Source organism: Frigoribacterium sp. VKM Ac-1396 (assembly GCF_015350895.1).
GTDB lineage: Bacteria > Actinomycetota > Actinomycetes > Actinomycetales > Microbacteriaceae > Frigoribacterium.
Genome location: NZ_JADKSD010000003.1, coordinates 347,358 through 357,754, shown reverse-complemented (window position 1 = coordinate 357,754; position 10,397 = coordinate 347,358). Strand labels below are relative to the sequence as shown.

Sequence of the window (10,397 nt, the reverse complement as noted above, 5' to 3'; positions counted from 1 at the left end):
GCTGCGGCTGCCCGAGCGCGTGCTGGTCGACCCGTCCGGCGGCGTCGAGGACCTGCTGCAGGCCCGGCTCGCCACCCCGGGCACGGCCGTCGACTCGTTCCGCGACGACCCGTTGCGCATGATGCGGGCCGCCCGTTTCACCGCGCAGCTCGGCTTCACCGTCTCGGACGAGGTGCGTGAGGCGATGACCTCACGCGCCGACACCCTCTCGATCGTCTCGGTCGAGCGCGTCGCCGACGAGCTGTCGAAGCTGCTCAAGACCGAAACCCCCCGATACGGTGTCCGCCTACTGGTCGACACGGGGCTGGCCGACCACGTCATGCCCGAGCTCGCCGCCATGCGTCTCGAGGTCGACGAGCACCACCACCACAAGGACGTCTACGAGCACAGCCTCACCGTGCTCGACCAGGCCATCGGCTACGAGCGCGAGCGGCACCCGGGCGAGGCGCCCGACCTGACACTGCGCCTCGCCGCCCTGCTGCACGACTGCGGCAAGCCGGCCACCCGGCGCCTCGAGCCGGGCGGGGTCGTCACCTTCCACCACCACGACGTCGTCGGTGCCAAGCTCGCGAAGAAGCGACTCAGGGCGCTGCGCTTCGACAACGACACCATCGGGGCGGTGTCGCGACTGATCGAGCTGCACCTGCGCTTCTTCGGCTACACCGAGGGCGCCTGGACCGACTCGGCCGTGCGCCGGTACGTCCGCGACGCCGGTGACCAGCTCGAGCGGTTGCACATGCTGACCCGCGCCGACGTCACCACCCGCAACCGCCGCAAGGCCGACCGCCTCGGCTTCGCCTACGACGACCTCGAGCAGCGCATCGCCGAGCTGCGCGAGCGCGAAGAGCTCGACTCGCTGCGGCCCGACCTCGACGGCGACGAGATCCAGCGCGTCCTCGGCATCGGCCCGAGCCGCGAGGTCGGCGAGGCCTACCGGTTCCTCCTCGAGTTGCGCACCGAAGAGGGGCCGCTGGGGGCCGAGGTCGCCACCGAGCGCCTGCTCGCCTGGTGGGCCGCACGCGAGGGCGCCGGGGCGTAACCGGGCTCGCGGGTGTCGACCCGCGCCTCCTCGGCGGTGCCCGGCCTCGAGGCCGAGGGCCCGGCATTGATTCAGGAGGCGCGCTCGGCTACGCTGGGAAGGTTGCGTCTGCCTCTCGGCCGACGCAGCGTCATGAACACCCTCCTGTCACAGACCGTCTGTGACCGTCAAGTCCGAAGGAGGTGGGTTAGTCATGCACCAGTACGAATTGATGGTCATCCTGGACCCCGAGATCGATGAGCGCACCGTCGCCCCGAGCTTGGACAAGTTCCTCAACGTCATCCGCAACGACGGTGGCACCGTCGACAACGTCGACATCTGGGGACGCCGCCGTCTGGCCTACGAGATCAACAAGAAGACCGAGGGCATCTACGCCGTCGTCAACCTGACCTCGAACCCGGCCGCCACGGTCGAGCTCGACCGCCAGCTGGGTCTCTCCGAGGCCGTGCTGCGCACCAAGGTCCTGCGTGCCGAAGAGGCGATCGCCATGGTCGCCGCCGCCAAGAAGGTCAGCGACGAGAAGGCCGCCCGCAAGGCCGCCAACGCCGCCGCCGCCCCGGCTGCTCCCGCCGCCGAGAAGGCTGCCGAGTAGTCCGATGGCTGGCGAGACCGTCATCACAGTGGTGGGCAACCTCACCAGTGACCCCGAGCTGCGCTACACGCAGAACGGGCTCGCGGTCGCGAACTTCACCATCGCGTCGACCCCCCGCACGTTCGACCGCGCGTCGAACGAGTGGAAGGACGGCGAGGCGCTCTTCCTCCGTGCCAGCGTGTGGCGCGAGTTCGGCGAGCACGTGGCCAGCAGCCTCACCAAGGGCAGCCGGGTCATCGCTCAGGGCCGACTCAAGCAGCGCTCGTACGAGACCAAAGAGGGCGAGAAGCGCACCAGCATGGAGCTCGAGATCGACGAGATCGGCCCCTCGCTGCGGTACGCGACCGCTCAGGTGACCCGCGCCTCCTCGTCCCGCGACGGCGCTGCCGGTGGCGGCTCCTTCGGGGGCGGCAACGGTGGCGGTGGCAACCGTGGTGGCCAGCCGGCTCAGGTCGGCGGCGGTCAGGCGCAAGAACCGTGGGGTCAGCCCGCCGGCGGCCAGGGTGGCAACACCTCGGGCGGCGACGTCTGGAACACCCCCGGTGGCAACGGCACCTACAACGACGAGACGCCTTTCTAGGCTCCGTGCCCTTCTAGGGCTGTCGTTCCCCCTTTTAGAACTTCTTCATTCATCGAAAGTAGAAACCAATGGCTGGAAAGAGCAGCGGCGACCGCCGCAAGCCCCTCCGCGGCAAGGGCGGCAAGAACGCCGCTCCCGCGAAGTCGATCCGCGTCGGTGTCATCGACTACAAAGACGTCGCGACCCTGCGCAAGTTCATCTCGGAGCGTGGAAAGATCCGCGCCCGTCGCATCACCGGCGTCTCCGTCCAGGAGCAGCGCCTCATCGCCCGTGCCGTGAAGAACGCCCGTGAGATGGCGCTCCTCCCCTACGCCGGCTCCGGCCGCTGATCGGAAGGACCACCATGTCGAAGGTAATCCTGACCCACGAGGTCTCCGGCCTCGGTTCCGCCGGTGACGTCGTCGACGTCAAGAACGGCTACGCCCGCAACTACCTGGTGCCCCAGGGCTTCGCCGTGGCGTGGAGCCGCGGCGGCGAGAAGCAGGTCGCGCAGATCCGCACGGCCCGTGAGACCCGCGAGCTCAAGACGATCGAAGAGGCCCACGACCTCAAGCAGCGTCTCGAGGCCCAGAAGATCCGCCTCACGGTGAAGACCGGTGCCGACGGCCGACTGTTCGGCTCGGTCCGCCCGGCCGACGTCGCCGACGCGGTCAGCGCCCAGGGCGTCGCGACGATCGACAAGCGCAAGGTCGAGATCCCCTCGACCATCAAGGTGACGGGTGAGCACGAAGCCACCCTCCGCCTGCGCGAGGACGTCATCGCGACGATCACGCTGACGGTCGTCTCGGCCAAGTAGCACCCGGGCGCTCCGGCGTTTCGGCGCCTGCTGTACGCGAGAGCGGCGGTCCCTTCGGGGGCCGCCGCTCTTCTGCGTGCCGGGGTGCGGTGCCGGCCGTCGGGTCGGCTCGCGATGAACCCCGTTCACGAAGATGAACCCCGTTTTCACGGGGTTCATCTTCGTTAACGGGGTTCATCTCGTGGGGTGACGGGGGTGCGCGGGAGTGCCGGACGCGCGGGGTGTCGCAGGTGCGGCCGTGCCGGGTGCGCAAGGGGTGCCGGGGCACGGGGTGTCGCACGTGCGGGAGTGCCGGGCGCGCAGGGGGGGACGAGGAGGCGCGGGGTGACGCACGTGCGGGCGTGCCGGGCGCAAGGCAGAGGCCGACGCAGAGGGGGGCGGGTGGCAGCGGGGGCGCGAGGCGGGTTCGCGTTGACAGGGCGGGGTGGCTCGTCTACTGTCGTGGAATCGGTTCCATGGAATCGATTCCACGACGAACCAGCAGCACCACTACGACGAGGTAGAGCCCGATGAACACCGTGACGATCAGGGACGTGGCGCAGCGCGCCGGCGTCTCGGCCGCGACGGCGTCCCGGGTGCTGTCGGGCAACCCCGCGACGTCGCCCGAGGCCCGCTCGCAGGTCGAGCAGGCCGCCCGCGAGCTCGACTTCCGCCCGAACGCGCAGGCGCGGGCGCTGCGCTCCACTCGGTCCGACACGGTCGGGTTGCTCGTCTCGGACGTCCGCAACCCGTTCTTCGCCGACCTCGCCCACACCATCGAGCAGTCGCTGCTCGAGCTCGGCTACGTCACCCTGCTCGGCAACGCCAACGAGAACCGCGCCCAGCAGGACCGCTACCTCGACACCCTCATCTCGCGCCGCGTCGACGGCGTCATCGTCGCCCCGCAGGGCACCGACTCGGCCAGCATCGACTCGCTGCTCGCCCGCGAGGTGCCGACCGTGTTCGTCGACCGGACGATCCCGGGCGTCGACGTGCCGAGCGTGACGACCGACAGCACCCCGGGCATCCGGGCCGCCGTGCAGCACCTGGTCGACCTCGGCCACGAGCGCGTCGGCTACGTCGCCGGGCCGCAGAGCGTGTCGACCGGCCGCGAACGACTCGAGGCGTGGACCGCCGCGGCCGCCGAGCTCGGCCTCAGCACCGACCCCGACCTCGTCTACGTCGGCGACTTCCAGTCCGCCAGCGGGTCGGCCGCGGTGCACGCGCTGTTCGAGCTGGACGAGCCGCCGACCGCGATCCTCGCCGCCGACAGCCTCATGGCCGTCGGAGCCATCGCCATGCTCAACCGCCTCGGCATGCGCATGGGCACCGACGTCTCGGTGATCGCCTTCGACGACATCGAGTGGTTCTCGTTGCTCGACCCGGCCCTGACCGTCATCGCGCACAGCGTCGAGGAGATGGGCCGCATCGCCGTCCAGCTGCTGCACGAGGTCATCGACGGGTTCACCCCCGAGTCGGTCGTGCTGCCCAGCGAACTGATCGTCCGCGAGTCGACGACCCGCGCCTCCTCGTCCCCGACAGACCCGACCGGCCCGACAGACTCCACCGGCCCCACGCACCCCACCACACCCCGACCCCTCGGCAGGAACTGACCATGCCCCCTTCGATCGACGACGATCGCCCCCTGCTCACGCTCGAGAACGTGAGCAAGTCGTTCGGCCCCGTGCGGGTCATCGACGACGTCACCGTGCACGTCCGGCCCGGCAAGGTGCAGGTGCTGCTCGGTGAGAACGGCGCCGGCAAGTCCACGCTGATCAAGATGATGTCGGGCGTGTACCAGCCCGACGCCGGCCGCGTGCTGGTCGACGGCGAGGCCGTCCACCTGCCGAACACGCACGCCGCCGAGAAGCTCGGCATCGCGACGATCCACCAAGAGCTGAACCTCGTCGCGTCGCTCAGCGTCGCCGAGAACGTGATGATGGGGCGGTTCCCGACGCGGTTCGGCCTCGTCGACCGCAGAGAGCTGAAGAAGCGCGCCCGTGCCGCCCTCGACCTGATCGGGCTCGACGTCGACGTCGACTCGAAGGTCGGCGAGCTCGGCATCGCCCGCCAGCAGCTGGTCGAGATCGCGAAGGCGTTGAGCATCGACGCGCGCATCCTGATCCTCGACGAGCCGACCGCGGCACTGACCCGCCACGAGACCGAGATCCTCTTCCGCGTCGTCGAGCAGCTGCGGGCCCGCGGCGTCGGCATGCTGTTCATCAGCCACCACCTCGACGAGATCGCCGAGATCGGCGACACCGTGGCCGTGCTGCGCGACGGCGCGTTCGTCGCCGAGCTGCCCGCCTCCACCGACGAAGACGAACTCGTCCGCCTGATGGTCGGGCGCGACATCGAGCAGCAGTACCCGCGGACGCCCGGCAGCCAGGGCGACTCCCCCGTCGTGCTCGAGGTGCGTGGGCTGACCGGGTCGGTGTTCCGCGACGTGTCGTTCGACGTGCGGGCGGGCGAGGTGCTCGGCATCGCCGGGCTCGTCGGCGCCGGTCGCACCGAGGTCGTGCGGGCCGTGGCCGGGGTCGACAAGTACGACTCGGGCAGCGTGACCGTGCGCGGCAAGCGCCTGAAGAAGGGCGACGTCGCCGGGGCCATCGCGGCAGGCGTCGGCCACGTGCCCGAGGACAGGAAGGCGCAGGGCCTCGTGCTGGGCGCCTCCGTCAACGACAACCTCGGCTACGCGACGCTCGCCAGCAGCGCGAAGGCCGGCCTGGTCGACTTCGCCGGGCAACGCGCCAAGGCCGACGAGGTCGCCTCGACCCTGCGGATCCGCATGCGCGACATCGACCAAGAGATCGGCTCGCTGTCGGGCGGCAACCAGCAGAAGGCCGTGTTCGGCCGCTGGATCATCGCCGGCTCGACGGTGCTGCTGCTCGACGAGCCCACCCGCGGCGTCGACGTCGGCGCGAAGGTCGAGATCTACGAGCTGGTGAACCGCATCACCGACGCAGGAGGCGCGGTCGTGATGGTCAGCAGCGAACTGCCCGAGGTGATGGGCATGAGCGACCGCATCCTCGTGATGCGCGACGGAGTCGTCGCCGGCGAGGTCGCCGCGGCCGACGCCACCCAAGACATGCTCATGACGCTCGCGGCGCGCGACGTCCCCCCGACGAACTGACCCGAGAAGCACGGACCGAGGAAGACACCCCATGACCACCACCACCGTGAAGGCGCAGCGACGCTCCTTCGACATCAAGACCTTCCTGGCCGCGAACGGGGCCCTCGTCGGGCTCGTCGTGCTCTGCCTGGCCCTCTTCATCGCGACGCCGGACTTCTTGACCGGCCGCAACCTGCTGAACATCGGCATCCAGGTGTCGACCGTCGCCGTGCTGGCGTTCGGCATGACCTTCGTCATCGTCGCGGGCGGCATCGATCTCTCGGTCGGCTCGGTCGCCGCGCTGTCGGCGATGGTCTCGGGCTGGTTCTTCGCCACCGCGGGGCTGCCCGGCGGCCTGGCGCTCGCGCTCGGGCTCGGCACCGGCCTCGTCGCCGGCCTCGTCAACGGCTTCGCCAGCGCGTACGGCAAGCTGCCGTCGTTCATCGCGACGCTCGCCATGCTGAGCGTGGCGCGTGGCCTCACCCTGGTCGTCTCGGACGGTCGCCCGATCGCGACTCCCCCGGCCGTGTCGTTCCTGGGCGGCAACGTCGGCCCGGTGCCCGTGCCGATCATCGTGCTCGTGCTGGCCGCGATCGTCGCGTCGTTCATCCTCAACCGCACCGTCATCGGCCGCTCGATGTACGCGGTCGGCGGCAACGCCGAGGCCGCACGCCTCTCGGGTCTGCCGGTCAAGCGCATCGTCGTCACGGTCTTCGGCCTCGCCGGGTTGTTCGCGGCGCTGGCCGGCCTGCTGCTCGCCGGTCGCCTCGACTCGGCCCAACCGCAGGCGGCCTCGGGCTACGAGCTCGACGCCATCGCCGCGGTCGTCATCGGCGGCGCGAGCCTGGCCGGCGGCGTCGGCCGCATCTCGGGCACCATCATCGGCGCCCTGGTGCTCGTGGTCATCCGCAACGGCCTCAACCTGCTGAACGTCACCTCGTTCTGGCAGCAGGTCGTCATCGGCCTCGTCATCGCCTTGGCCGTGGGCGTCGACGTGCTGCGGCGCAAGACCCGCAGCAGCTGACCGCCGGGCCCCGTCGAGGGCGCGGCCGCGCGGCACGCACCGACAGCCGAGGAGGCGCGGTGCGAGCCGGACGCGCGGCGTCGCGCCTCAGCGGAGCGGCGGCAGCTGCGGGGCCCGGCCCTGCGGCCGTCGCCGCGGCCACCGGCCCGTGTCTGCGCGAGCCGAGCCGCGCCTCCTGATCTTCCCCTCCCTTTCCACCCTCACCACCCCAACCCCCCGAAGGACACACGATGAAGTTGACCTCGTTCCGCAAGGCCGCCACCGTCACGGCGATCGCCGCCCTGGTCGCGACCGGCACCGCTGGCTGCAACCGCACCCCCGCCGGAGAGGCGGACCGCCCCACGGTGGTCCTGTCGCTCAGCACCCTGAACAACCCGTTCTTCGTCGAACTGCGTGACGGCGCGACCGCCGAGGCGAAGAAGAAGAACGTCGACCTCGAGATCGTCGACGCCCAGAACGACTCGGCCACCCAGGCCAACCAGCTCGCCACGGCCGCCTCGACGGCCGACGCCGTCATCTTGAACGCCGTCGACAGCGACGCCGCCGGCCCCGCCGCCGCCGCGCTGAACGACGCGAACGTGCCGATCGTGGCCGTCGACCGTGCAGTCAACGGCGCCGACGTCGCCTCGTTCGTCGCGAGCGACAACGTCGCCGGTGGCGAGCAGGCCGCCAAGGCCCTCGCCGAGGCGATCGGCGAGAAGGGCGAGGTCATCGTGCTGCAGGGCGTCGCGGGCACCTCGGCCAGCCGCGACCGCGGCGAGGGCTTCTCCAAGGGCATCGCGGCCTACCCCGACATCACCGTCGTCGCGCAGCAGACCGCCAACTTCGACCGCGCCACCGCGCTCGACGTGACGACCAACCTGTTGCAGGCGCACCCCGACGCCGTGGGCGTCTTCGCCGAGAACGACGAGATGGGCCTCGGAGCGATCCAGGCACTCGGCTCGCGCGCCGGCACCGACGTCAAGGTGGCAGCGTTCGACGGCACCGAAGACGGCCTCAAGGCCATCGAGGCCGGTACGCTCTCGAGCACGATCGCGCAGCAGCCCGCCGAGCTCGGCGCCCTCGCGGTCGACCAGGCGGTCAAGGCGATCGACGGTGGCAGCGGCGACGAGGGCCCCTCGGACCAGGCCGTCGAGGTCATCACCGTCACGAAGGAGAACGTGGGTGACTTCACCGAATGAGTGGTTCTGAATCGCAGGGTGCCGGCGGGGTCGGCGCCGCCGGCACGGTCGGGGGCGGCACGGTCGTCGTGGTCGGGTCGATCAACGTCGACCAGGTCGTGACCGTCGACCGCCTGCCCCTGCCCGGAGAGACGCTGATCGGCTCGTCGATGACCCTCTCCCCCGGCGGCAAGGGCGCGAACCAGGCCGTCGCCGCCGCCCGCCGCGGCGCCCGCACCGTGATGATCGGTGCGGTCGGCGACGACGGACGCGCCGACGACGCCCTGCCCTACCTCCGCTCGAGCGGCGTCGACGTCAGCGGCGTCGACACCGTGCCCGGGCCCACGGGCCTGGCCGTCGTCAGCGTCGGAGGCGACAGCGAGAACACGATCGTCGTCGTCCCCGGGGCGAACGGTGCCGTGGGTGCGTCGGCGGTCTCGTCGCACGTTGCTGCTCTGTCCGAGGCTGCGGTGGTCGTCTTGCAGGGAGAGATCCCCGTCGACGGCATCGCCGCGGCGGTGCAGCACGCCGGCGGGCGCGTGGTGTTCAACCTCGCCCCAGTGATCGACGTGCCGGCGGACGTGGTGAAGGTCGCGGATCCGTTGGTCGTCAACGAGCACGAGGGTCGGCTGCTGCTGGCCGCGTGGGGTGCTGCCGGCTCTGCCGCGTCTGGCGCGTCGGCCGCGTCGGCCGCCGGCTCGGACGAGGAGGCGCGGGTCGACGACGAGTCGGTCGTCGCCGCCCTGCGCGCCCAGGGGGTCACCTCGGTCGTCATGACCCGCGGTGCCGCCGGGGCGATCGTGTCGGACGCGTCGGGCACGGTGCTCGTCGCCTCGCCTCGCGTCGCGGCCGTCGACTCGTCCGGAGCAGGGGACGCCTTCGTCGGTGCCCTCGCCGCCGGGCTGGCCGCCGGGTCGTCGCTGCTCGAGGCCGCCCGGGATGCCGTGCGCGTCGGGGCGTACTCGGTGACGGGTGTCGGCACGCAGGCGTCGTACCCGACGCTGGACGATGAGCTGCCTGCTGCCGCCGGGGTGACCCAGTGAAGCGCGGCGGCCTGCTCAACGCGCAGCTCAACCACGCGGTCAGCGGTCTCGGTCACGGCGACCTCGTGGTCGTCGCCGACTGCGGCCTGCCCCTGCCGGCCGGAGTCCCCGTGGTCGACCTCGCCGTCGTCCACGGCCTGCCCGCCTTCGCCGACGTGCTCGACGCGCTGACGGCCGACGTGGTGTTCGAGGCCTGCACGGCTGCGGACGAAAGCCACGGCTCCCCCGCCGGCGAGCAGATCACGTCCCGCTTCGACGACGTGGCCTACGTCTCGCACGACGAGCTGAAGCGGCTGTCGGGTGGCGCGCGCCTCCTCGTCCGGACGGGCGAGGCGACCCCGTACGCCAACGTCGTGCTGCGCTGCGGCGTCCCGTTCTGAGGCACCTGCTCCCCCTCGAACCCCGTTCACGAAGCTGAACCCCGATCAACCGGGGTTCGTCTTCGTGAACGGGGTTCTTCTCCGTTCGCCCCACCGTTCCTCCCCCGGCCTGGCCACCCCGGCTCATCCACGAACCCGGTTTCGAACCATGAACCCGGAAGCAAACGGGTGCATGGTTCGAAACCAGGTTCTTCGTCGTGCGGGGTCGGGCCGGCGCGGGCGGGCGAGGGCAGGAGGCGCGGTGCGGGAGGTCGGATGCGGCCCTGACCAGGGGCTTCGCGGGTCCCCCTTCGGGGGTTACGAGAAGCTGAACGCGAGATGTGTCGCTATCGGTCGCCGCGCCTCCTTGTCAAGTTCTTTGTACACAGGCCGATGTCAAATCGGATGTCTCAACCCCCGGTTTAGACAATCTTTTCCACACAGGTGTGGGAAACGGAAAACGCTGATCAAGGCCAGGTAATCGAACTGAAGTATCTCGTTGTCCACAGCGTGATCCACAGTTCTCCCCAGGGTCGACCGGCGTTGCTCACCGGTTCTCCCCAGAGTTATCCACAGGTGCATTTGCTGTGGAGAACTCGGTGTCCATAAGGTGTACCCGCGCTCGTCAGGGGTGGGTCACGGCGGTTCGGCACGGGGATGTCGGGGGTCTGTCGTACAACTGCCTTAGGCGTCTTCGGTGCTGCCCCGCACCC

The 10,397-nt window shown here is 70.6% G+C and carries 11 protein-coding genes; all 11 read left to right on the top strand.

What is annotated here, in order from left to right; all coding sequences use genetic code 11:
- The coding region (locus tag ITJ55_RS13955; protein WP_194595934.1) for a CCA tRNA nucleotidyltransferase at nucleotides 1-1,039 on the top strand (1,039 nt) is incomplete at its 5' end.
- 193 nt (nucleotides 1,040-1,232) lie between these two features.
- Nucleotides 1,233-1,631 (top strand): 30S ribosomal protein S6, encoded by a 399-nt coding sequence (rpsF, locus tag ITJ55_RS13950; RefSeq protein WP_056260245.1) that lies wholly within the window; start codon nucleotides 1,233-1,235, stop codon nucleotides 1,629-1,631.
- A gap of 4 nt (nucleotides 1,632-1,635) precedes the next feature.
- Nucleotides 1,636-2,211: a single-stranded DNA-binding protein gene (locus tag ITJ55_RS13945; RefSeq protein ID WP_194595933.1), complete on the top strand. Its 576-nt coding sequence runs from the start codon at nucleotides 1,636-1,638 to the stop codon at nucleotides 2,209-2,211.
- Nucleotides 2,212-2,279: 68 nt separating this feature from the next.
- On the top strand, nucleotides 2,280-2,540 hold the full coding sequence (rpsR, locus tag ITJ55_RS13940) for a 30S ribosomal protein S18 (protein WP_043595327.1): 261 nt from the start codon (nucleotides 2,280-2,282) through the stop codon (nucleotides 2,538-2,540).
- A gap of 14 nt (nucleotides 2,541-2,554) precedes the next feature.
- Nucleotides 2,555-3,007 carry a 50S ribosomal protein L9 gene (gene rplI, locus ITJ55_RS13935; protein WP_056260249.1) on the top strand — a complete coding sequence of 151 codons (453 nt, stop codon included), beginning with the start codon at nucleotides 2,555-2,557 and terminating at the stop codon, nucleotides 3,005-3,007.
- 509 nt (nucleotides 3,008-3,516) lie between these two features.
- The gene (locus tag ITJ55_RS13930) at nucleotides 3,517-4,599 is read left to right on the top strand and encodes a LacI family DNA-binding transcriptional regulator (RefSeq protein ID WP_194595932.1); all 1,083 of its coding nucleotides are present in this window, start codon (nucleotides 3,517-3,519) and stop codon (nucleotides 4,597-4,599) included.
- A gap of 2 nt (nucleotides 4,600-4,601) precedes the next feature.
- On the top strand, nucleotides 4,602-6,119 hold the full coding sequence (locus tag ITJ55_RS13925) for a sugar ABC transporter ATP-binding protein (protein WP_194595931.1): 1,518 nt from the start codon (nucleotides 4,602-4,604) through the stop codon (nucleotides 6,117-6,119).
- A 31-nt stretch (nucleotides 6,120-6,150) separates the two neighbouring features.
- Nucleotides 6,151-7,122, top strand: a complete 972-nt coding sequence (locus ITJ55_RS13920) for an ABC transporter permease (RefSeq protein WP_194595930.1) — start codon at nucleotides 6,151-6,153, stop codon at nucleotides 7,120-7,122.
- Nucleotides 7,123-7,352: 230 nt separating this feature from the next.
- On the top strand, nucleotides 7,353-8,303 hold the full coding sequence (locus ITJ55_RS13915; protein WP_194595929.1) for a substrate-binding domain-containing protein: 951 nt from the start codon (nucleotides 7,353-7,355) through the stop codon (nucleotides 8,301-8,303).
- A complete protein-coding gene (locus ITJ55_RS13910; protein WP_194595928.1) occupies nucleotides 8,300-9,325 on the top strand; it encodes a ribokinase in 1,026 nt (341 codons plus the stop codon). Before ITJ55_RS13915 ends, ITJ55_RS13910 begins: the two co-directional genes overlap by 4 nt.
- Nucleotides 9,322-9,705, top strand: coding sequence for a D-ribose pyranase (rbsD, locus tag ITJ55_RS13905; protein WP_194595927.1), 384 nt, complete (start codon nucleotides 9,322-9,324; stop codon nucleotides 9,703-9,705). The genes ITJ55_RS13910 and rbsD overlap by 4 nt, the downstream gene beginning before the upstream one ends.
- The last annotated feature ends 692 nt before the right edge of the window (nucleotides 9,706-10,397 follow it).

Bases quoted from the DNA above. Each gene is read 5' to 3' on its own strand.
- ITJ55_RS13925 (WP_194595931.1), top strand. From the start codon at position 4,602: ATGCCCCCTTCGATCGACGACGATCGCCCCCTGCTCACGCTCGAGAAC.
- ITJ55_RS13920 (WP_194595930.1), top strand. From the start codon at position 6,151: ATGACCACCACCACCGTGAAGGCGCAGCGACGCTCCTTCGACATCAAG.
- rplI (WP_056260249.1), top strand. From the start codon at position 2,555: ATGTCGAAGGTAATCCTGACCCACGAGGTCTCCGGCCTCGGTTCCGCC.
- ITJ55_RS13915 (WP_194595929.1), top strand. From the start codon at position 7,353: ATGAAGTTGACCTCGTTCCGCAAGGCCGCCACCGTCACGGCGATCGCC.
- ITJ55_RS13910 (WP_194595928.1), top strand. From the start codon at position 8,300: ATGAGTGGTTCTGAATCGCAGGGTGCCGGCGGGGTCGGCGCCGCCGGC.
- rpsF (WP_056260245.1), top strand. From the start codon at position 1,233: ATGCACCAGTACGAATTGATGGTCATCCTGGACCCCGAGATCGATGAG.
- ITJ55_RS13930 (WP_194595932.1), top strand. From the start codon at position 3,517: ATGAACACCGTGACGATCAGGGACGTGGCGCAGCGCGCCGGCGTCTCG.
- rpsR (WP_043595327.1), top strand. From the start codon at position 2,280: ATGGCTGGAAAGAGCAGCGGCGACCGCCGCAAGCCCCTCCGCGGCAAG.
- ITJ55_RS13945 (WP_194595933.1), top strand. From the start codon at position 1,636: ATGGCTGGCGAGACCGTCATCACAGTGGTGGGCAACCTCACCAGTGAC.